The 18,012-nt window shown below is 68.6% G+C and carries 18 protein-coding genes and 1 pseudogene; 6 read left to right on the top strand and 13 right to left on the bottom strand.

Features of this window, described 5'->3' with window-relative positions:
- The 6 genes from RHOOR92_RS0109620 to RHOOR92_RS0109595 form a co-directional block, all read right to left on the bottom strand.
- Positions 1-843 (bottom strand): FTR1 family protein, encoded by an 843-nt coding sequence (locus RHOOR92_RS0109620; RefSeq protein ID WP_015448189.1) that lies wholly within the window; start codon positions 841-843, stop codon positions 1-3.
- Between the two features lie 4 nt (positions 844-847).
- Complete coding sequence (locus tag RHOOR92_RS0109615) at positions 848-1,174, bottom strand: cupredoxin domain-containing protein (RefSeq protein ID WP_007511935.1); 327 nt, start codon at positions 1,172-1,174, stop codon at positions 848-850.
- Positions 1,175-1,353: 179 nt separating this feature from the next.
- Positions 1,354-2,433, bottom strand: coding sequence for an Obg family GTPase CgtA (gene cgtA / locus RHOOR92_RS0109610; protein WP_015448190.1), 1,080 nt, complete (start codon positions 2,431-2,433; stop codon positions 1,354-1,356).
- 165 nt (positions 2,434-2,598) lie between these two features.
- On the bottom strand, positions 2,599-2,856 hold the full coding sequence (gene rpmA, locus RHOOR92_RS0109605; RefSeq protein ID WP_007511939.1) for a 50S ribosomal protein L27: 258 nt from the start codon (positions 2,854-2,856) through the stop codon (positions 2,599-2,601).
- A 20-nt stretch (positions 2,857-2,876) separates the two neighbouring features.
- Positions 2,877-3,191 carry a 50S ribosomal protein L21 gene (gene rplU / locus RHOOR92_RS0109600; protein ID WP_007511941.1) on the bottom strand — a complete coding sequence of 105 codons (315 nt, stop codon included), beginning with the start codon at positions 3,189-3,191 and terminating at the stop codon, positions 2,877-2,879.
- 110 nt (positions 3,192-3,301) lie between these two features.
- Positions 3,302-3,928: a DUF2059 domain-containing protein gene (locus RHOOR92_RS0109595; RefSeq protein ID WP_027490139.1), complete on the bottom strand. Its 627-nt coding sequence runs from the start codon at positions 3,926-3,928 to the stop codon at positions 3,302-3,304.
- 149 nt (positions 3,929-4,077) lie between these two features.
- On the opposite strand from RHOOR92_RS0109595, the gene uvrA reads away from it, so the two are divergent.
- From uvrA to RHOOR92_RS0109580, 3 genes are read left to right on the top strand one after another with little or no spacing between them, the layout of a single operon-like run.
- Positions 4,078-7,017: an excinuclease ABC subunit UvrA gene (uvrA, locus tag RHOOR92_RS0109590; RefSeq protein ID WP_007511946.1), complete on the top strand. Its 2,940-nt coding sequence runs from the start codon at positions 4,078-4,080 to the stop codon at positions 7,015-7,017.
- Positions 7,014-7,475 carry a thioesterase family protein gene (locus tag RHOOR92_RS0109585; RefSeq protein WP_007511947.1) on the top strand — a complete coding sequence of 154 codons (462 nt, stop codon included), beginning with the start codon at positions 7,014-7,016 and terminating at the stop codon, positions 7,473-7,475. Before uvrA ends, RHOOR92_RS0109585 begins: the two co-directional genes overlap by 4 nt.
- Before the next feature lie 7 nt (positions 7,476-7,482).
- Positions 7,483-8,121, top strand: a complete 639-nt coding sequence (locus RHOOR92_RS0109580) for an AraC family transcriptional regulator (RefSeq protein ID WP_007511950.1) — start codon at positions 7,483-7,485, stop codon at positions 8,119-8,121.
- Here the strand turns inward: RHOOR92_RS0109580 and RHOOR92_RS0109575 are convergent.
- Positions 8,118-8,618 carry a GNAT family N-acetyltransferase gene (locus RHOOR92_RS0109575; protein ID WP_007511951.1) on the bottom strand — a complete coding sequence of 167 codons (501 nt, stop codon included), beginning with the start codon at positions 8,616-8,618 and terminating at the stop codon, positions 8,118-8,120. The two genes, RHOOR92_RS0109580 and RHOOR92_RS0109575, sit on opposite strands and share 4 nt — an antisense overlap.
- Positions 8,619-8,807: 189 nt before the next feature.
- Here RHOOR92_RS0109575 and RHOOR92_RS0109570 point away from each other — a divergent pair, with 189 nt between their 5' ends.
- Together RHOOR92_RS0109570 and RHOOR92_RS0109565 are read left to right on the top strand one after the other, a co-directional pair.
- Positions 8,808-10,262: a DUF4139 domain-containing protein gene (locus RHOOR92_RS0109570; protein WP_007511953.1), complete on the top strand. Its 1,455-nt coding sequence runs from the start codon at positions 8,808-8,810 to the stop codon at positions 10,260-10,262.
- Positions 10,263-10,280: 18 nt separating this feature from the next.
- A complete protein-coding gene (locus RHOOR92_RS0109565; protein WP_027490138.1) occupies positions 10,281-11,039 on the top strand; it encodes an enoyl-CoA hydratase/isomerase family protein in 759 nt (252 codons plus the stop codon).
- 109 nt (positions 11,040-11,148) lie between these two features.
- Here RHOOR92_RS0109565 and RHOOR92_RS0109560 read toward each other — a convergent pair whose 3' ends face one another.
- The 3 genes and pseudogenes from RHOOR92_RS0109560 to RHOOR92_RS0109545 all read right to left on the bottom strand — a co-directional run bounded on the left by RHOOR92_RS0109560 (position 11,149) and on the right by RHOOR92_RS0109545 (position 13,536).
- Complete coding sequence (locus RHOOR92_RS0109560) at positions 11,149-11,997, bottom strand: sulfurtransferase (RefSeq protein ID WP_027490137.1); 849 nt, start codon at positions 11,995-11,997, stop codon at positions 11,149-11,151.
- A pseudogene (locus tag RHOOR92_RS0109555) lies at positions 11,994-12,775 on the bottom strand (DUF1289 domain-containing protein). Before RHOOR92_RS0109555 ends, RHOOR92_RS0109560 begins: the two are co-directional and overlap by 4 nt.
- 38 nt (positions 12,776-12,813) lie before the next feature.
- Complete coding sequence (locus RHOOR92_RS0109545) at positions 12,814-13,536, bottom strand: FKBP-type peptidyl-prolyl cis-trans isomerase (RefSeq protein WP_015448198.1); 723 nt, start codon at positions 13,534-13,536, stop codon at positions 12,814-12,816.
- 166 nt (positions 13,537-13,702) lie between these two features.
- Between RHOOR92_RS0109545 and RHOOR92_RS0109540 the strand changes: the two genes are divergently transcribed.
- Positions 13,703-14,485 (top strand): enoyl-CoA hydratase-related protein, encoded by a 783-nt coding sequence (locus RHOOR92_RS0109540; protein WP_027490136.1) that lies wholly within the window; start codon positions 13,703-13,705, stop codon positions 14,483-14,485.
- A 129-nt stretch (positions 14,486-14,614) separates the two neighbouring features.
- Here the strand turns inward: RHOOR92_RS0109540 and RHOOR92_RS19595 are convergent, their stop codons facing one another.
- From RHOOR92_RS19595 to mutL, 3 genes are all read right to left on the bottom strand, one after another.
- Positions 14,615-15,106, bottom strand: coding sequence for a hypothetical protein (locus tag RHOOR92_RS19595; protein WP_155950218.1), 492 nt, complete (start codon positions 15,104-15,106; stop codon positions 14,615-14,617).
- Positions 15,107-15,235: 129 nt separating this feature from the next.
- Positions 15,236-16,141, bottom strand: a complete 906-nt coding sequence (locus RHOOR92_RS0109535) for a DUF1684 domain-containing protein (protein ID WP_027490135.1) — start codon at positions 16,139-16,141, stop codon at positions 15,236-15,238.
- A gap of 33 nt (positions 16,142-16,174) precedes the next feature.
- Positions 16,175-18,001 (bottom strand): DNA mismatch repair endonuclease MutL, encoded by a 1,827-nt coding sequence (gene mutL, locus RHOOR92_RS0109530; RefSeq protein ID WP_027490134.1) that lies wholly within the window; start codon positions 17,999-18,001, stop codon positions 16,175-16,177.
- Positions 18,002-18,012: the final 11 nt, after the last annotated feature.

The following is an 18,012-nucleotide window of genomic DNA, read 5'->3' as shown; positions in this document are numbered from 1 at the left end:
TCAGCAGGCCGGGTGCACGGCGGGCCGGCCATCCAGGGGCCGCGTCGGCGGCTGGCGCTTGACGAAACGCGCGCCCATCCACAACGCGAGCAGGGTCAAGGCGTAGAACACCAGCTGCATGCCGGCCGGCTGCGCATCGTAACCGACCAGGATATGCGCGGTCTGGCCCGGCACCGAGCCGTTGCCGAGCAGCCACGAGCTGTCCCACAGCTGGTTGCCCCAAGCCGGCAGCAAGTCGGCCTGGATCAGGTAACGCGCGGCCGTCGAGGCGAGGCCCGCGGCCAGCAGCACCAGCATGGCGTTGGTCACGCCGAAGAAGTGCCGCAGCGGGATGCGCAGCAGGCCCGCGTACAGCGCGAAGCCCAGCGCCGCACCGGCGACCACGCCGATCGCCAGGCCGGCCCACAGGTGCTCGGCACCGCCGGCGCGCATGCCGTACAGGAACAGCACCACCTCCGAGCCCTCGCGCAGCACCGCCAGTGCCACCACCGCCAACAGCAGCCCCAGCGAACTGGCGCCGCTGTGCACCGCATTGCCCAGCAACTGCATCTGCCGGCTCAGCTCGCGGCCGTGGCTGGACATCCACAGCACGTGCCAGCCGATCATCAGCACCGCCGCCAGCAGCACGCCGGCATTGAACAGTTCCTGCCCGACGCCGCTGAACGCCGCGGCCAGCAGGTCGGCCGACAAGGCCACCAGCACCGCACCGAAGCCTCCCAGCGCGATCCCGCCGCCAATAAACCAGCCGCGCCGGGGCACGCCACGGGTGGCAGCCGCCACCACGCTGACGATCAGCGCCGCCTCCAGCACTTCGCGAAATACCAGCAGGGCTACGGCTCCCATGGCGCTACTCCACCACCAACGTGCCCTGCGCGGTGGGCTGGTGGAAATCGCCATAGAAGCGGTAGTGCCCCGGCTTGAACGGGCCGATCAACAAGCTGGTGCGGCTGTTCGGCATCACGATCTTCTCGGCCGGGAAGTCATCGCTCTCGAACTCCTCCGGCGAGGCGTCCTGGTTGACCAGTTCGAGCCTGACCCGGGTATCCGCCGGGATGCGCAGCTCGCTGGGCTGGTAGCGGTGATCCTTCAAGGTCAGCGTGTAGCTGGTCGTGTCAGCCGCGCTGGCCAGCAGCGGCAACGACAGGGCGAACACGAACGGCAGCAGGCGTGGCATGGGAGTGCTCCTGTGTTTCGGGTAAATGACTGATAGTCATTCTCATTCAATGGGCGCATGATACCCGATCGTTCGGCATGCCGCCAGTCGGCATCGCTCGGCCACGCCCGCCGTCATGCCGGCAGGCGCGAACCGCCTTGCGTCGATCCGGACCCGCGACGCGGCGCCGGCAGCCTGAATCAGCCTTGTGGCGCTTCCCCGCGCAGACGTACGTCGTTCGGCAGCATGTCGGTACGCTCCACGCTGGCCTCACGCTGCGACTCGAAGAAGCGCTGCACCTGCTGACACACCGCCATCGTGCCCTCGCGCGCGATGGCCGAGACCAGGAACCACGGCTGACTCCAGCCCAGTTTGTCGATGATGCCTTGCGCCACCGCCTGGCGTTCGTCCTCCGGCAGTACGTCCGCCTTGTTCAACACCAGCCAGCGCGGGCGTTCGAGCAGCTCCGGGTTGAATTTCTGCAGTTCCTGCTCGATCGCGCGCACCTGGCCGGCCACGTCGGCGCCGTCGATCGGCGCGATGTCGACGATGTGCAGCAGCAGGCTGGTGCGCGCCACGTGGCGCAGGAACTGGATGCCCAGCCCGGCACCTTCGGAGGCGCCCTCGATCAGGCCGGGGATGTCGGCGATCACGAAGCTCTGGTCGGTGCCAAGGCTGACCACGCCCAGGTTCGGATGCAGCGTGGTGAACGGGTAGTCCGCCACTCGCGGCGTCGCCGCCGACACCGCCCGGATGAAGGTGGACTTGCCCGCGTTGGGGAAACCGAGCAGGCCGACGTCGGCCAGCAGGCGCAGTTCAAGCTTCAGCTCGCGCACCTCGCCCGGGGTCCCCGGGGTGGCCTTGCGCGGCGCCCGGTTCACCGACGTCTTGAAATGGATATTGCCCAGGCCACCCTTGCCGCCCTGCGCCACCAGCATGCGCTGGCCATGGGCGGTGAGGTCGCCGATCACCTCGTCGGTGTCGACATTGGTGATCATGGTGCCGACCGGCACGCGGATCGTGGTGTCCTCGCCGCCCTTGCCGTACATCTGGCTGCCCATGCCGTTCTCGCCGCGCTGCGCCTTGAAGCTGCGCTGGTGGCGGAAGTCGATCAGGGTGTTCAGGCCCTCGTCGGCCACCAGCCAGACCGAGCCGCCGAAACCGCCATCGCCGCCGTCGGGGCCACCGAACGGGATGAACTTCTCGCGGCGGAAGCTGATACAGCCATTGCCGCCGTCACCGGCCTGGACTTTGATGTTTGCTTCGTCGACGAATTTCATTGGAGAACCGGGATTCCGGATTGGGGATTGGGAAGAGCAGCCCATCGTGGACATGGTACGGGACGGGACGCGTGCTGGCTTCTGCGAGGCCCGAATCTCGACATCCCGTGACAAAAAACAAAAGCCCCGCCGAAGCGGGGCCTTCGCTGTCGCATCGCGGAAGGCTTACGCCTGGACGACGTCGACAAAACGACGATTCTTCGCGCCGCGGATCTTGAACTGGACGGTACCGTCGACCAGTGCGAACAAGGTGTGATCGCGGCCCAGACCCACGCCGGCCCCCGGATGGAACTGGGTGCCGCGCTGACGCACGATGATGTTGCCGGCCTCGATGGCCTGGCCACCGTAGATCTTCACGCCGAGGTACTTCGGGTTCGAATCGCGACCATTGCGGGTGGAACCGCCTGCCTTCTTGTGTGCCATGACTTTCTACTCCGGCTGAATCAGGCGTTGATGCCCGTGATCTCGATTTCGGTGAAATGCTGCCGATGGCCCTGCTGACGCTTGTAGTGCTTGCGGCGGCGGAACTTGATGATGCGGATCTTATCGGCACGACCGTGCTTGCGCACGGTGGCGCTGACGGTGGCGCCTTCGACGACCGGCGCACCAACGGTGACCGACTCGCCGGAACCGACCAGCAGCACCTGGTCGAAGCTGACCGTGGCGCCTTCGTCGGCGGTCAGCAGCTCCACGCGCAGCACGTCGCCCTGCTGCACACGGTACTGCTTGCCACCGGTCTTGATGACTGCATAACTCATGGAAATGCCCTTCTGTCGTTATTCTCTTGGGTGTTTCGCCCCGAACCGGCCGGAACGAACGCAGAAGTATAGCGAGGCCACCGGCTGCTGGTCAATTCCTGACCAGCCGGTCAGGACTGGGGTGCCGCCGGCGCCGCGGATTTCACCGGCACCGGTGTCGCCGGCTTGGGCTCGGCTGCCGGCTTGTGATGGTGCACCGGCTTGTGCCGGACATGCTTCTTCGCCGGCCGGGCCGCGGGTTTGGCCTCGCCCTCGTCGGCCGCCTCCGGCGCCGCCGGACAGCGGCCCTGTGCGTCGAGGCTGCCCTTCTTCTGCAGCTCCTGCAGCATCGTGCGGGCGCGCTCCTGCCCCCACTGTTGGCCGGCCTGGGTCGCCTCGGCCATGGCCGCCGGCATTTCGGTCAGCACCTTCTGGCCCAGCGGCGAGCGGTAGAATTTGAGCAGCCCGTCGATCTCCTCGCCGCTGAAATGGCGCTGGAACACCGGGACCATGCGCTGCACCACGGCGGTGGCGCCGTCGCCGTCGACGAACCCTTGCCAGTATTCCGCCGGCACGCAGGGAAGCTTTTGCCGCATCTGCGCGGCCATCTGCGTGTTCATCTGGCCGAGGGTCTGTTCCACCCGCATCACCTTGAACAGGTCACGCACCTGCTGCTCGCTGGCGGTCACGGCAGCCGTGGCCGCTCCGCAGCTGACGAGCAGCCACAGCAAGGCGCCGATCCGGATCCGGGTACGCATGGGCAGTGATCTCCGAGGTAGCGGCGTGGCGGCCGGGAAGCCTCGCATTAGGCCATACGCCGCCGCCCACCGGAACTTTCCGGCTGAAGCGGCAATAACTGACCTGCCCAGGTTGGTATAGTGCGCGTTCCCCCCCATATCCGGCGTCCATGGACACCATTCGCATCCGCGGCGCACGCACGCACAACCTCAAGAACATCGACCTCGACCTGCCACGCGACCAGTTGATCGTGATCACCGGCCTGTCCGGCTCCGGCAAATCCTCGCTGGCGTTCGACACCATCTACGCCGAAGGCCAGCGCCGCTACGTCGAGTCGCTATCGTCCTATGCACGGCAGTTCCTGTCGATGATGGAGAAGCCCGACGTCGACCACATCGAAGGCCTGTCGCCGGCCATCTCGATCGAGCAGAAATCCACCTCGCACAACCCGCGCTCCACCGTCGGCACGATCACCGAGGTGTACGACTATCTGCGCCTGCTGTACGCCCGCGTCGGCACGCCGCGCTGCCCCGATCACGGCATTCCGCTGGAGGCGCAGACGGTGAGCCAGATGGTCGACGCCACCCTGGCGCTCGACCCTGAGCAGCGCTACATGCTGCTGGCGCCGGTGATCCGCGAGCGCAAGGGCGAGCATGTGCAGGTGTTCGAGCAGTTGCGTGCACAGGGTTTCGTGCGCGCGCGCGTCGACGGCACCGTGTTCGACCTGGATGCGGTGCCGCCGCTGACGTTGCGGCAGAAGCACACCATCGAGGTGGTGATCGACCGTTTCCGTCCGCGCGAGGACATCAAGCAGCGCCTGGCCGAATCGTTCGAGACCGCGCTACGGCTGGGCGACGGACTGGTGATCCTGGCCAACATGGACGCCGGTGCCAACGCGAAGGAGCAGATGCTCTCGTCACGCTATTCCTGCCCGGTCTGCGACTACTCGCTGCCCGAGCTGGAGCCGCGGCTGTTTTCGTTCAACTCGCCGATCGGCGCCTGCCCGTCCTGCGACGGCCTGGGCGTGACCCAGGTGTTCGATGCGGCGCGCGTGGTCGGCCACCCCGAACTGCCGCTGTCCAACGGGGCGGTGCGCGGCTGGGACCGGCGCAACGCGCACTACTTCCAGCTGATCCTGTCGCTGGCCACGCACTACGGCTTCGACGTGGACACGCCGTGGAACAAGCTTCCCGCGGACGTCCAGAAGGCCATCCTGTACGGCAGCGGCAAGGACAGGATCGCGTTCCGCTACATCACCGAACGCGGCGGCAAGGTCACCCGCGAGCACGCGTTCGAGGGCATCCTGCCGAACCTGGAGCGGCGCTACAAGGAAACCGAATCCGCCGCGGTGCGCGAAGAGCTGGCCAAGTACATCAGCGACCAGCCCTGCCCGGAGTGCGCCGGCCAGCGGCTGAACCGCTCGGCCCGCAACGTGTTCGTGGCCGACCACGCCCTGCCCTCGCTCACCGCGCGCTCGATCGACGACGCGCTGGCGTTCTTCGAGGAGCTGAAGCTCGCCGGCTGGCGCGGCGAGATCGCGGTGAAGATCGTCAAGGAAATCCGCGAGCGGCTGAGCTTCCTCAACGACGTGGGCCTGAACTACCTCACCCTGGACCGCCAGGCCGACTCGCTGTCTGGCGGCGAGGCGCAGCGCATCCGCCTGGCCAGCCAGATCGGCGCCGGCCTGGTCGGCGTGATGTACGTGCTGGACGAACCCTCGATCGGCCTGCACCAGCGCGACAACGAACGCCTGCTCGGCACGCTGACCCGCCTGCGTGACCTCGGCAACACGGTGATCGTGGTCGAGCACGACGAGGACGCGATCCGCATGGCCGACCACGTGCTCGACATCGGCCCCGGTGCCGGCGTGCACGGCGGCGAGATCGTGGCGCAGGGCAGCGTGCAGGACATGCTCGACTCGCCGCGCTCGGTCACTGGCCAGTTCCTCTCCGGTGAGCGGGCGATCGAGGTGCCGAAACAGCGCCGCCTGCCCAACGACGACGCCTACTGGCTGTGCCTGAACGGCGCCAGCGGCAACAACCTGAAGAACGTCGACCTGGCGATCCCGGCCGGGCTGTTCACCTGCGTCACCGGCGTGTCCGGCTCGGGCAAGTCGACCCTGGTCAACGACACCCTGTTCCGCCTTGCCGCGGCCGAACTCAACGGCGCCAGCGCGCAGCCGGCGCCGTTCCAGTCGGTGACCGGGCTGGAGCTGTTCGACAAGGTGGTCGACATCGACCAGTCGCCGATCGGCCGCACGCCGCGCTCCAACCCCGCCACCTACACCGGCCTGTTCACTCCGCTGCGCGACATGTTCTCGCAGGTACCCGAGGCGCGCGCACGCGGCTACACGCCGGGCCGCTTCAGCTTCAACGTGCGCGGCGGCCGCTGCGAGGCCTGCGAGGGCGACGGCATGCTCAAGGTCGAGATGCATTTCCTGCCCGACGTCTACGTGCCCTGCGACGCCTGCCACGGCAAGCGCTACAACCGCGAGACGCTGGAGATCCTGTACAAGGGCCACACCATCGCCGACGTGCTCGACATGACGGTGGAGGACGCGCTGAAGCTGTTCGAGAACGTGCCGACCATCGCGCGCAAGCTCGACACGCTGCGCGCGGTGGGCCTCGACTACATCAAGCTCGGCCAGAGCGCGACCACGCTGTCCGGCGGCGAGGCGCAGCGCGTGAAACTGTCCAAGGAACTGTCCAAGCGCGACACCGGCAACACCCTGTACATCCTCGACGAGCCCACCACCGGACTGCACTTCCACGACATCGAGCAATTGCTCGACGTGCTGCACCAGCTGGTCGACCAGGGCAACACCGTGGTGGTGATCGAGCACAACCTGGACGTGATCAAGACCGCCGACTGGGTCGTCGACCTCGGCCCCGAGGGCGGCGCCGGCGGCGGCCGCATCCTGGTTGCCGGTACGCCGGAGACCGTGGCCGCTACGCCCGAATCACACACCGGCCACTTCCTCGCGCCGCACCTGAAACCGGCCAAGCCGAAAAAGCCGGGCGCCGCCACGCGGGTCAAGGCCGCCACCAGGCACATCGCCTCGGCCGACAAGTACAAACCGATGCGCGGCAGCAAGAAGAAGCGTTCATGAATCCACGCAAATCCACCACGGTCGCCGATGCGGCGAGCACTGCCGCGGCAGAAGCCGAAACCGGCAAGCCGCTGTACGTCGCCTCGCTCGGCGTGCGCTGGCGCGACCTCGACGCGTTCAACCACGTCAACAACTCCAACTACCTCACCTACCTGGAAGAGGCTCGGCTGCAGTGGCTGAGCCATGTACCCGGGCCGTGGTTCGACGACCACGCGATGCCGGTGATGGCCGCCAGCCAGGTCAACTACCGCCGCCCGATCGCCTGGCCGGCGCAGTTGCAGGTGCAGCTGTTCTGCGAGCGCATGGGCAACAGCTCGATGACGATCACCCATCGAGTGCTCGACGCCGAACACCCCGACCAGCTGTACTGCGACGGCCACGTGGTGATGGTGTGGATGGATCCGGCCAGCGGCAAGCCGGTGCCGTTGCCCGAGGCGATCCGCGGCGCGGTGGCGTAGGCGACCCGTGCACACCACCCGCGCCCGCACGTCGTTCGCGGTCAGCCTGGGCGGATCCGGCCCGGTCGAGACGATCGCCGGCGCGCGCCATGCCTGGCGTTTCCGGCCGCACTTCCATGCCGGCGACGAAGTCGTGCAGGTGCTGACCGGGCGGGCGCGACTGCGCCTTCCCGATGCCTGCCGCGAAGTCGCCGCCGGCGACACCGTCGTGGTGCCGGCCGGCGTGATCCATCGTTTCGAGCCGGTGGACGGCAGCGGCTGGGCCTTCAGTTCGCGCTTCGTGCCGCCCACGGCGAACGACGCGGCGACGCCCGGCTGCCGCGATGCGCTCGGCGCACGCGCGATGGCCTTGCTGGCCGGGCGGCCTTCGCTGCGTACCGACGTGGAAGCGATCGCGCAGGCCTGCGCGGTTTCCGTCGGCCACCTGGCGCGCGCGTTCCGTCGCGCGACCGGCAGCAGCCTGCACAACTTCCACCTCCTGCTGGCCCTGCACGAGGCAAAGGCGCGGCTGCGCCACCACGCGTCGATCGTCGAGGCCGCGCTGGATGCCGGCTTCTACGACCAGGCCCATCTCAACCGCGAATTCGTGAGGACGTTCGGCCTGACCCCGGCCGCCTTCCGCGCAGGCTGGGCCAGGGTCGCCTAGGCCGCTCCGGCCGTGAGTTCCAGCGCCATGTACAGGGTGCCCGGCACCGGGTTGTCGTAATACGGCGCCACCGCACGAAAACCCAGCGCGGCATAAAGATGCCGGGCCGCCTGCATCGAAGCCAAGGTGTCCAGCAGCACGCGCGCGTAGCCGGCCTCCGCGGCCCAGGCGATCACGGCCTCGGCCAGTCGCCGCCCCAGCGCCTGCCCCCGCGCCACAGGCCTGACATAGAGGCGCTTGATCTCGCACACGCCTGGCTGCGGCCGGGGTCGCAACGCCACGCAGCCCAGCACCGCGCCCGCGTCGTCGCGCGCAACCAGGATCACGCCGCGCGGCGGCGCATACTTGCCGGGCAGTTGCGCCAGTTCCGCGCCCACATCCTGGAAGGAAAGATCAACGCCGAGACCGGCGATGTATTCCGCGAACAAGCCGCGCACGAGCTCGATGTCGTCCGGCAGGCGGGCAGGCGCAATGTCGATCGTCGAAGGTGCAGGCATGTCCGCTCGCCGGTGGGAATTCGCGCAGCACGATAGTGAATCGGTGCCCTCGACGCTTGGACAATCCTGACCGGCGGTGCACCGGGCCCGCGGCCGGGCGCATCCCGGACACGCGTGACGCGATCGACGCACGGCCTGCCCGCGCCGTCGCTATGATGGCGATTCGGTCCCCACGATGGAAGGCGCCTCATGACGACAGCACATCGCCCCGCTCTTGCCCTCGCCTGCCTGGCCGCCCTGGCCGGCGCATCGACGGCACGGGCCACCGACAGCACGGCACTCACCCTGTATCGCAGCGACAGCCCTGCACTGTACGCCAGCCAGGGCGGCGGCGACGTCGACGAAGGCTACGCGGTGGTACGCGAGCAGCGTTCGCTGAACCTCGCCGCCGGCGTCCACGACGTGGTGGTCGGCGACCTGCCGAACGCGCTCGACGCCGAGGCGCTGGCGCTGGGCTTTCCCGACGGCAACGCGAAGGTGATCTCGCAGCGCCTGCTGCTGGCGCAAGGTGCGGGCGCAGCGCTGAGCGGTCTGGTCGGACACGAGGTGAGCGTGCTCGGCGGCAGCGGCGAAGCGCTGGCCGGCGGTACCCTGTTGCGCGCAGGCAACGGCTTGCTGGTGCGCGGCACCACCGGCACCACGCTGGTGCGCGACTACGCCGCCGTGCGCAGTGCCGAAGGCGGCTTTCCGCTCGGCTCCAGCCTCAGCCTGCGCGTGGACGCTGCGCGTGCTGGCCAGGCCCGCGCCGTGCTCAGCTACCCCACCGCCGGCCTCGGCTGGCGCGCCGCGTACGTGGCCACGCTGCAGCCCGGCGCAGCCTGCCGCATGCGCTTCGAGTCGCGCGCCAGCATCGCCAACCGCAGCGGCCGCGACTGGCACGATGCGCAAGTCACCCTGATTGCCGGCGAACCGAACATGGCCAAGGCCTCGGCACCGCGGCCGATGGCGTCGATGGCGCGCGGCTACAGCGCGAAGGCCGAAACCCTGCCGCAGCAGGACAGCCTCGGCGACTACCGCAGCTACACCCTGCCCGGCACGGTCGAACTGCCCGACGGCAGCGTCAGCCAGGTGCCGCTGTATGTCGACCGCACGCTGGACTGCGAACGCACCGCGCTGTACGAAAACGGCAACCGCTACCAGCCGCCACGGCCGATCCTCGAACGCGACTACAACCCGGGCGGCGGCAGCGCCATCGTCAGCACGCTGAAGCTGAAGGCGTTCGACAGCCTGCCGGCCGGCTACCTGCGCGTGCTCACCGCCGACCGCCACGGCACGCCGCAATTCATCGGCGAAGGCCGCATCGAGGACACCCCGAAAGGCAGCGACGCCAGCATCACGCTGGGCACCGCCTTCGACCTGCGCGCGACACGCGAGCGCACCGCCTTCCAGGTGGACAAGGCCGGCCGCACGCTGGACGAGACGTTCCGCATCACCCTCGGCAACGCCGGCGACAGCGCCCGCACGGTGACCGTGCGCGAGCATCCCGGCCGCTGGCGCCAGTGGACGCTGGTCTCCTCCAGCAGCAAGCCGAGCGCACAGACGCCGGACACGCTGGAGTTCCGCATCGAAGTGCCGGCCGGCGGCAAGGCCGCGCTGGACTATGCGGTGCGCTACCGCTGGACCGCCGACGAACAACCGCAATAACCCCGACCGGAGTTTTTCATGCTCAACCTCGGCAACCACGACCACGGCATCCGCGAGATCCAGCTCGCCCGCCCGCCGGTAAACGCACTGAACCTGGAACTGCTGCGCGCGCTGCGTGCCGCCGTCGACGATGCCGTGCAGGGCGGCGTGCGCGGCATCGTGCTGTCCGGCGCGCCGGGGCTATTCTCCGCCGGCGTCGACGTGCCGGCCCTGCTGCAGCGCGACCGCGCCGGCGTACGCGAATACTGGCGCGAGTTCTTCGCACTGTGCGGCACGCTCGCCCGTGCGCCGATCCCGCTGGTGGCGGCGATCACCGGCCACAGCCCGGCCGGCGGCGCGGTGCTGGCGCTGTTCTGCGACTACCGGGTGATGGCCGAAGGGCCGTACCGGATCGGCCTCAACGAGGTGCAGGTTGGGCTGATCGTGCCCGAGGCGATCCAGCTGGCGCTGCGCCGCGTGGTCGGCACTTACCGCGCCGAACGGCTGCTGGTCGCCGGCGCAATGATCGAATCATCCGCGGCGCTGGCCTGCGGCTTCGTCGACGAGCTCACCGGCGTCGACCAGGTCGCCACCCGCGCGATCCGCTGGCTCGGCGACCTGCTGGCGCTGCCCTCGCACGCGATGCTGACCACCCGCGCGCTGGCCCGCGCCGACCTCGCCGCCGCCTACGCCGACATGGACGCGCTGCCGCTGGACGATTTCGTCGACGCGTTCTTCCATCCACAGACGCAGGCGGTGCTGCAGCAACTGGTCGCGCGGCTCAAAGAGAAGAAATGAATGCGCTGCAGGAGCGCACCCGGCGCGCGATGCTCTTCGCTCCGATCGACATCAGAGCATCGCGCACGAGCGAAGGAAGTCCCTTGGGGACAGGCTGCGCTCCTGCCCGTCAGCCTGTCGCTACCGGCCGCGACGGATCACTGACCCAGCCGCTCCACGACGGCGTGTACAGCCGCGAGCCGTGCAGGCCGGCGTGTTCCATCGCCAGCAGGTTGTAGCAGGCGGTGACGCCGGAGCCGCACATATGCACGACCCGGTCGGGCGCGGTATCGCCCAGCACCGCGGCGAATTCCTCGCGCAGCTGCGCCGGCGGCTTGAAGTGGCCGTCGGCGCACAGGTTGTCGAGGTACGGCCGGTTGCGCGCGCCGGGCACGTGGCCGGCGGCGCGATCCAGCGGCTCGACGTCGCCACGGTAGCGCGCGGCGGCGCGGGCATCGAGCAGCAGCGGCGCCGGCGCGGCATGCAGGGCGGCGTGATCGACGATCACCTGCCGCGCATCCCAGGCCAGCGCCACCGCGGTGGACGTGCGCCGATGGGCGGCGGTTTCCAGCGGCTGCCCGGCCGCCTGCCATGCGGCGAAACCGCCGTCGAGCACCGCCACCTCCCGTACGCCGGCGAGGCGCAGCAGCCACCACAGCCGCGCCGCCGCCAACGCGCCCGGCCCGGTGTCGTAGCACACCACCTGCAGGCCAGGCACCCAGCCCCAGCGGCCGAGCACGGCACTGAACGCCGCCGCCGTCGGCAGCGGATGCCGGCCCAGTCCCGCGGGCACGCGCGACATGTCGGAAAGGTCGCGCTCCAGGTCGGCGAACACGGCGCCGGGAACGTGCCCGGCCAGGTAGCTGCGCTCGCCCTGCGCGCGGTCGACCAGGTCGACGCGGCAGTCGACGATCAGCACGTCGCTCGCCGGCAACGCGGCCAGCGCGGCGACGTCGATCAGGGTGGTTTTCAGCGTCATGTCCGTCCCATCCTTTCGAGCAGGTTGTACAGCATCGCGGCGGTGGCGCCCCAGATACGGTGGCCGCCGTGGACGAATTCCACCATCGGCCGGCGATGGCCGCGGAACTCCATGGTGTAGCGGCGCAGGTTCGCCGGTTCCAGCAGGAACGCCAGCGGCACCTCGAACACCTCGGCCACCTCGGCCGGCGCCGGATACAACCTGGCCTCGGCGGCGATCCGCGCCACCACCGGGGTGATGCAGTAGCCGCTGATCGTCTCGAAGCGGTCGAGGTAGCCCAGCGGCGTCACCAGCGTGCGATCGAGACCGATTTCCTCCTCGCTTTCGCGCAGCGCGGTGGCCAGCGCGTCGCCGTCACCGGGATCGCTGCGCCCGCCGGGAAACGCCACCTGGCCGGCATGCGCCTGCAGGTGGTCGGTGCGCACGGTCAGCACCAGCCGCGGCTGCACGCCTTCGCGAAAACCCATCAATACCGCGGCCGGCAGGCGCTCGCTGTTGCCGAGCAAGCGGGACATGTCCGCGTGGTTCCAGCCCGGTCCGATCGGCGGCGTCGACAACGGCCGCAGTGCACTGACCAGCTGGTCGATCATGGCACCCTGCGCAGCGGCAGGATCTCGCGCATCACGCGCAGCCGTTCGGCGTCGCCCATCGCACGCCAGCGGCCGATCTCCTCGCCGGTGCGCCGGCAGCCGACGCAATAGCCGCGCGCGTCCAGCCGGCAGGTGCCGATGCAGGGCGTCAAGGGCGGCGGTTCGGCGGGATGCGGGGTGTTCGACATGCCCCGCCATGCTACCACCGCGGGGTTGGCGTCGGCTTTCAGGGCTTGCCCGTATCCGGCTTGATCGCGAGCAGCTCGATCTCGAACACCAGCGCCTCGTTCGGCCCGATCCGCGGCAGCGCGCCGGTTTCGCCGTAGGCCAGTTGCGGCGGGATCACCACCTTCCAGCGATCGCCCACATGCATGCGCGGGATCACGTCCTGCCAGCCGCGGATCACCTTGTCGACGGTGAAGCTGACCGGCGCGCCATGCGCCCAGGTGCTGTCGAATTCGGTGCCGTCCACCAGCATGCCGCGGTAGTTCACGGTGACCGTGCTGGTCACCGTGGGGCTGGCCTTGCCGCTGCCCGCGCTGAGCACGGCGTACTGGATACCCGACGGCAGCTGGACCACGCCGGGCCGCTGCCGGTTCTGCGCCAGGTACTGCGCGCTCTTGCGCGCGTTGGCGGCGGCGACCCGCTTGAACTCGGCCAGCGCATCGGCGTGCATCTGCTGGTCGAGCCGCTGCAATTGCTGATGCATGTCCTGCATCGACACGCTGGGGTGGCGCCTGGCGTAGGCATCCTGGATCGCCCGCAGCAGCACCGGGATTTCCACGTCCGGCTTGCCGTCGGCAAACTGGCTGCCGATCTGGTAGCCGATCGCGTACGACAACTTCACCTTGTCGGGCTTCGTTGCCGGCGCCGACGCGGCGCTCTGCGCATGTGCCGCGCCGCCCAGCAACAGCGCTGCGCCGAGCAACCCGCAACGCAGATGTGTCATGCCTTTCTCCACCGGGCCCTTCCCTATCGGACAGTCGATCCTGACGGTTCATCCTAAGCGGTCAGCGCGCTTCGTGCAGCGCCGGCGTTCGTGGCTTGAGAAACCCCGCGGCGGCAAAGGTTCCCACTGCTACCATCGCGGACTAACCACCGTCAGGAGCCGGCCCATGGCCTACCGCAATCTGGAAATCAGCAACCGCGGCGCCGTCCGCACGATCGTCGTCAACCGCCCGGACAAGCTCAACGCACTGAACCGCGACACCCTCAACGAGCTGAGCCTGGTGTTCGCGCAGGCCGCGCAGGATGACGCCGTGCGTGTGGTGGTGCTGACCGGCGCGGGCGAAAAGGCCTTCGTCGCCGGCGCCGACATTGCCGAGATGAACGGCTACACGAGCGTGCAGGCGCAGGGTTTCTCGCGCGCCGGGCAGCGCCTGATGGCGTCGATCGAGCGGCTCGGCAAGCCGGTGATCGCGCGCGTGCAGGGCTTCGCCCTGGGTGGCGGCATGGAGCTGGCAATGGCCTGCCACCTGCGCGTGGCCAGCGAGAAGGCGAGGTTCGGCCAGCCGGAGATCAACCTCGGCCTGATCCCCGGCTTCGGCGGCACCCAGCGGCTGCTGCGGCTGGCCGGTCGTGGCGCCGCGCTGGAGCTGTGCCTGACCGGCGCGCCGATCAGCGCGCAGCGCGCGTACGAGCTGGGCATCGTCACTCGCGTGGTGGCGCCCGAGGCGCTGGACGACGCCGTGACCACGCTGGCCGACCAGCTTGCCGCCGCCGCGCCGCTGGCCGCCGCCGGCATCCTCGACGCCGTGCTGCAAGGCGGCGAGAGCGCCATCGACCAGGGCCTGGAGTTCGAGACGCAGGGCTTCGCACTGGCGTTCTCCACCGAGGACATGCTCGAAGGCACCACGGCGTTCCTGCAGAAACGCAAGGCCGAGTTCAAGGGACGCTGAAACCGCCGAGGACAAGTGACAAGAGCGGAGGCGCAGTTCGCAAGGCAGGTAGCGCCTCCGCTTTACATCAGGGCATCAGACAACAGGGCCTCCGCTTTGCTGAGCCGCAACTCGTTTCGCAAAATCTGCTTATGTCGCACGCGAGCAGGAGTTGGTCACGTTCCTCTTGTATTCCGTCAACTCCCAACCGGACGATCCATCAGGATAATGGACATACGTGTATTCCCACTCTTGGGTATATCCCGAGAGACAAGTCGATACCTTGTAGGTATCGCCGACGGCATGATGACCTCCCGGGGGTGGAAATGGCGGCTCAGGCACCGAAGCCTGAGGGCTGATTGTCCCGACCAATGTAGGTCCATTCACCTGCCTTGACCATGTGACCACAAAATCGCCCAGCTGCGTGAAGTCACCCATGGCACTCTGGCTGGTTCGAAGATCCATGTCTGGATGTTGGAGAAAAGCCTGAACTTGTGCGTACTCGGCAGTTCCAGCCGCAATATGGCGCGTGGTAGTGATGCGGACCACTTGCGCTCCAGAGGCAGGCGAATCAAACGCGATGGCAGATCCCATGAACAGCAAAAAAGCCACCATCGACAACAGAATTACAGCGCGTTTCATGAGTAATCCCTCACTTCAAAGAAACCGGCAAGCCATGTAGTCACGCCTACCCGTGGCAACCACTAGTTCTGTCAATCGAAATTGTCAAGCGCAATTTGCGAGGTCACGCCCCACCATCGCCGATAACTGTCAATGCGCGCCAGCGTATTTTTTCTCGCCGGCCGTCACTCTCAGATCCAAACGGTTTTCCGGCGGCGCCAGCGGGCAGGTGGCGAACGGAGTGAACGCGCACGGCGGGTTGTAGGCCTTGTTGAAGTCCAGCACGACCTTGCCGTCCCTGGGCGGGTCGATGTACAGGAAGCGCGCGGCACCGTAGGTTTCCCTGCCGCTGGTGCGGTCGGCGAACACGATGAAGTATTGCGCGTCGCCCGGCACCTCGATCACCGGCAGAATCTCGAAGCGCTTGCCGTCGCGGGTGAACTCCAGCTTGCCCGGCACCGGGTACTTGTCGACGGTGCCGATCACCGTGCCCATCTCCAGCGTCTCGCCCGGTGCCGCCGGCAGCCAGGTCGCCTCGATCCGCCACGACGGGTCGACCGGGAACGCGTCGATGCCGGCGAAGTGCTTGCGCGATGGCGCTTCCGTGTCCTTGACCCGCAGCCCCTTGCGGCCGTCGCGGTCGATCACGTAGAAGCTCGCGCTGCCGAACGCCACCCGCGTCGGCGCAGCGTCGCCGGCAACGTGGGCGTCATCCACCAGCGGCGCTTCGGCCACGGCCTTGCCGTCGATCGTCGCGCCATTGTGCTTGTCCAGCACCATGCGCACGCTGCCGTCGTGCGCCAGCGTGACCACGCCCAGGTGAGCCGGCCCGGTGCCCAGCACGATGTCGTTATCGGCGGCGCTGCCGACGCGGTTCACGCCTTCCTTCAACCACTCCAGCCCGATCAGGCTCAGCCAGCCGTCCGCCGCGGTGAGCCGCTCGATCCGCCCGGCACGCCACTGCTCGATGCTTTGCTTGTAGTTGTCGATGGTGGCGGCTGGCACGGTGGCGACTCCCAGGATGGCGGCGGCAACAAACAGGCTGGTACGTATCATCAAGATCTCCGGCAATGTTTTCTTGAAGGCGCGTCAACGGCCGCGCATGAACAACTTGTCGAGCTCGGCCAGACTCAGCTGGACCCAAGTCGGACGCCCATGATTGCACTGCCCGGAGCGCTCGGTCGCCTCCATCTCGCGCAGCAGCGCATTCATCTCGGGGATGGTCAGGCGCCGGCCCGCACGCACCGAGCCATGGCAGGCCATGGTGGAGAGCAGTTCGTTCTCCAGCTCCTGCAGCCGGCGCGAGCTGCCGTGCTGGGCCAGTTCGGACAACACGTCACGGCTGAGCTGGCCCACGTCGGCGCCTTCCAGCAGCGCGGGAATGCGCCGCACCACGATCGTCGCCGGGCCGCTGCGCGACAATTCCAGCCCCCACTCGGCCAGCGCCTCGGCATGTTCCTCGGCGGCCGCCGCCTCCTTCGCGCTGACCGCGATCGACAGCGGCACCAGCAGCACCTGCGAGCGCAGGTTGCTGGTGACGCGGCCGGACTTCAGCTTCTCGTAGGTGATCCGCTCGTGCGCCGCGTGCATGTCCACCAGCACCAGGCCGTGCGCATTCTCGGCCAGCACGTAGATGCTCTTCAGCTGCGCGATGGCGTAGCCCAGCGGCGGCGATTCGGCGTCGTCGGCGGCCGGCATCGGTGCGGTGCCGGCCATGCGCGGCGACTCGCCCAGCAGGGCGGCGTAGTCGGCCAGCGGAGCCTCGCGCACGCCCAGCGCCAGCCGGCTCTGCCCGGCACGCCCGAGCCAGGCCGACGCCGCGGCGACCGCCGGCATGCCGGGCGGCGGCGAAGCGCTGGCGCTGGCCAGGCGCAGGTGGCCGTCCTCCGCCTGCACCGGCGAGGCCACCTGCCCCGCACGTGTCTGCGCCAGCGCCTCGTGCAGGGTGCGGAACAGGAAGTCGTGCACCAGCCGCTGCTCGCGGAAACGCACCTCGTGCTTGGCCGGATGCACGTTCACGTCGACCCCGGCCGGATCCAGTTCCAGATACAGCACGAACGCGGCGTGACGACCGTGGAACAGCACGTCGGCGTAGGCCTGGCGCACCGCGTGGGTGACGATGCGGTCGCGCACCAGCCGGCCGTTGACGTAGAAATATTGCGCGTCGGCCTGCGCGCGCGACGCGGTGGGCAGACCGACCCAGCCGGACAGGTGCAGGCCCGCCGCGGCGTGGTCGATGCGCAGGCTCTGCGCCGGGAACTCCTCGCCGAGCACCCCGGCCACGCGCACCAGCTGCGCCTGTTCGTCGCACGCCGCCTTCCAGATACGCACCGGCTTGCCGTTGTGACTGAGCCGGAACTCCACCGAGCTGCGCGCCAGCGCCAGCGATTTCAGCAGGTCGTCGATATGCGCGAATTCGGTGCGTTCGGCGCGCATGAACTTCTTGCGCGCCGGCACGTTGTAGAACAGGTCGCGCACCTCGACACTGGTGCCTTGCGGATGCTGCGCCGGACGCGCCGCCTGCAGCCCGCCGCCATCGACCTCGATGCGGAAGGCGGCGTCCTGGTCGCGCACGCGCGAGGTCAGCGCGAAGCGCGCCACCGACGATACCGAGGCCAGCGCCTCGCCGCGGAAGCCCATGCTGGCGACATGTTCCAGGTCGTCGAAACTGCCGATCTTGCTGGTCGCATGCGAGGCCACCGCCAGCGGCAGTTCGTCGGCATGGATGCCGTCGCCGTCGTCGCGCACGCGGATCAGCCGCGCGCCGCCGGCCTCGATCTCCACCTCGATGCGGGTGGCGCCGGCGTCGAGGCTGTTCTCGACCAGTTCCTTGACCACCGAGGACGGGCGCTCGATGACTTCACCGGCGGCGATCTGGTTGATGAGCTCGGGGGGAAGCGGGCGGATGACGGTCATCCGCGAACTTT

This window comes from Rhodanobacter sp. OR92, assembly GCF_000427545.1.
Classification (GTDB): domain Bacteria; phylum Pseudomonadota; class Gammaproteobacteria; order Xanthomonadales; family Rhodanobacteraceae; genus Rhodanobacter; species Rhodanobacter denitrificans.
Note: the sequence above shows the minus strand (reverse complement) of the source record. Positions and strands in the feature narration are given on the sequence as shown.

What these genes read in the sequence shown, in the direction of transcription:
- RHOOR92_RS0109595 (WP_027490139.1), bottom strand. Translation starts at nt 3,928, where the DNA reads ATGCGTACCCGGATCCGGATCGGCGCCTTGCTGTGGCTGCTCGTCAGC.
- mutL (WP_027490134.1), bottom strand. Translation starts at nt 18,001, where the DNA reads ATGACCGTCATCCGCCCGCTTCCCCCCGAGCTCATCAACCAGATCGCC.
- RHOOR92_RS0109620 (WP_015448189.1), bottom strand. Translation starts at nt 843, where the DNA reads ATGGGAGCCGTAGCCCTGCTGGTATTTCGCGAAGTGCTGGAGGCGGCG.
- RHOOR92_RS19595 (WP_155950218.1), bottom strand. Translation starts at nt 15,106, where the DNA reads ATGAAACGCGCTGTAATTCTGTTGTCGATGGTGGCTTTTTTGCTGTTC.
- uvrA (WP_007511946.1), top strand. Translation starts at nt 4,078, where the DNA reads ATGGACACCATTCGCATCCGCGGCGCACGCACGCACAACCTCAAGAAC.
- rpmA (WP_007511939.1), bottom strand. Translation starts at nt 2,856, where the DNA reads ATGGCACACAAGAAGGCAGGCGGTTCCACCCGCAATGGTCGCGATTCG.
- RHOOR92_RS0109535 (WP_027490135.1), bottom strand. Translation starts at nt 16,141, where the DNA reads ATGATACGTACCAGCCTGTTTGTTGCCGCCGCCATCCTGGGAGTCGCC.
- RHOOR92_RS0109585 (WP_007511947.1), top strand. Translation starts at nt 7,014, where the DNA reads ATGAATCCACGCAAATCCACCACGGTCGCCGATGCGGCGAGCACTGCC.
- cgtA (WP_015448190.1), bottom strand. Translation starts at nt 2,433, where the DNA reads ATGAAATTCGTCGACGAAGCAAACATCAAAGTCCAGGCCGGTGACGGC.
- RHOOR92_RS0109615 (WP_007511935.1), bottom strand. Translation starts at nt 1,174, where the DNA reads ATGCCACGCCTGCTGCCGTTCGTGTTCGCCCTGTCGTTGCCGCTGCTG.
- RHOOR92_RS0109540 (WP_027490136.1), top strand. Translation starts at nt 13,703, where the DNA reads ATGGCCTACCGCAATCTGGAAATCAGCAACCGCGGCGCCGTCCGCACG.
- RHOOR92_RS0109560 (WP_027490137.1), bottom strand. Translation starts at nt 11,997, where the DNA reads ATGACGCTGAAAACCACCCTGATCGACGTCGCCGCGCTGGCCGCGTTG.
- RHOOR92_RS0109575 (WP_007511951.1), bottom strand. Translation starts at nt 8,618, where the DNA reads ATGCCTGCACCTTCGACGATCGACATTGCGCCTGCCCGCCTGCCGGAC.
- rplU (WP_007511941.1), bottom strand. Translation starts at nt 3,191, where the DNA reads ATGAGTTATGCAGTCATCAAGACCGGTGGCAAGCAGTACCGTGTGCAG.
- RHOOR92_RS0109570 (WP_007511953.1), top strand. Translation starts at nt 8,808, where the DNA reads ATGACGACAGCACATCGCCCCGCTCTTGCCCTCGCCTGCCTGGCCGCC.
- RHOOR92_RS0109565 (WP_027490138.1), top strand. Translation starts at nt 10,281, where the DNA reads ATGCTCAACCTCGGCAACCACGACCACGGCATCCGCGAGATCCAGCTC.
- RHOOR92_RS0109545 (WP_015448198.1), bottom strand. Translation starts at nt 13,536, where the DNA reads ATGACACATCTGCGTTGCGGGTTGCTCGGCGCAGCGCTGTTGCTGGGC.